Source organism: Enterococcus durans NBRC 100479 = LMG 10746 (assembly GCF_001544215.1).
GTDB classification, from domain to species: domain Bacteria; phylum Bacillota; class Bacilli; order Lactobacillales; family Enterococcaceae; genus Enterococcus_B; species Enterococcus_B durans.
In genome coordinates this window covers 1-1,248 of the sequence record NZ_BCQB01000110.1, presented here as the reverse complement: position 1 = coordinate 1,248, position 1,248 = coordinate 1, and the positions used below count along the sequence as shown (strand labels likewise).

Sequence of the window (1,248 nt, the reverse complement as noted above, 5' to 3'; positions counted from 1 at the left end):
AAAAATAAGACTTCATGATAAGGAATAAATAAAAGAGCAGTGAATACTGAGCGATTCGTTCGGTATTCACTGTTTTTTTATATTTATCACTTTTGTTATTTTTTCGAGATGTAAATGGATTTTTATATTTATAAAATTACATATTTTATTTAATATATAAAATTGAATTTATTTATATAATGATTTAAATTGCTTTTTTAACGGTGCTAATTAAATATAATGCGTTGTTTTATTTTTTTAATAATTAAATGGTCTACCTTTTAAAATATTCGCTGAATTTTTAGAAAATTAAAAAAATATATTGCTAGTTCTTTATCTGTATGTTATTTTAATTTCAACGAACCAATTGATTTGCTTCAGACATTGGTTGTAAATAAATGAAAGTACACATAAGATGGGAGGAAAAAAATGAAAAAAAGAAATTGGAGGGGGAAAGCTTACTGGATAGGAACGATTGGTACAACCATTTTATTGTCGCCTTTGTTTTTAAGTGTTTATTCTAGCGTAGCGGATGCTACTGAGATTCCCGCAGAAACGACGAATTTAGTAGAAGATAAACAGGATCTTAAGGACTATATTTCTAAGAAAAAAGCGATCGATTCCGAGTTGATCAAAAAAGCTGCACTAGCTCAGCTAAAAGCGCAGGGATATTATGACGAGAACGAGAAAGATGTCAAAGCAACTGATAAAGTACGAGTGATGATTCGCTTAAAAGAGAAAGCGGCTGTCGAAAAATCGAAGAAATCGATCGATACACCTGAATCAATCGAAAAAGTGCAAGAAGCTTCTGAAAAAGTAATCACAAAACAAGAGACAATCCAAGAAAAAGTGGAAGAGATTGCTAAAACGAAGGTGATCAGGGAGTTTGGCCTATTGATCAACGGTTTTTCCATGGATGTTAACTATGGAGATATCGAGAAACTAGAAGGGATCGAAGGCGTCGAATCAGTCAGTGTTATCAAAGCATATACTCCTCAAGACGCATCGGCAAACAAGATGGCATGGAATGGCAACAGTTTTTTTGACAAATTTTATAAGGTGCAGAACTTCTTTCCGTATGCTATTCCGATTGTCCTTGACAATGAGCCTCCTCGGATGTGACGATCTTCGGCAGGAGCTAACAGTTAAAGTTAGACTGCCTCGCTAGCGTTAGCACATCCGAGCTCATTATCAAGGATTCGCTGCGCCAATCTCTGGTTACGGTAACCAACCGGTGTCTCGTAGCCAAGTGTACCGTACAACCGAAGG

Annotated in this window: 1 protein-coding gene; it reads left to right on the top strand. The window is 35.2% G+C overall.

The genetic code is table 11. The annotated features are described in order from the left end of the window. The first annotated feature begins 408 nt into the window (after positions 1–408). Complete coding sequence (locus tag ED2_RS15795) at positions 409–1,101, top strand: hypothetical protein (RefSeq protein WP_016177427.1); 693 nt, start codon at positions 409–411, stop codon at positions 1,099–1,101. Positions 1,102–1,248 lie beyond the last annotated feature (147 nt).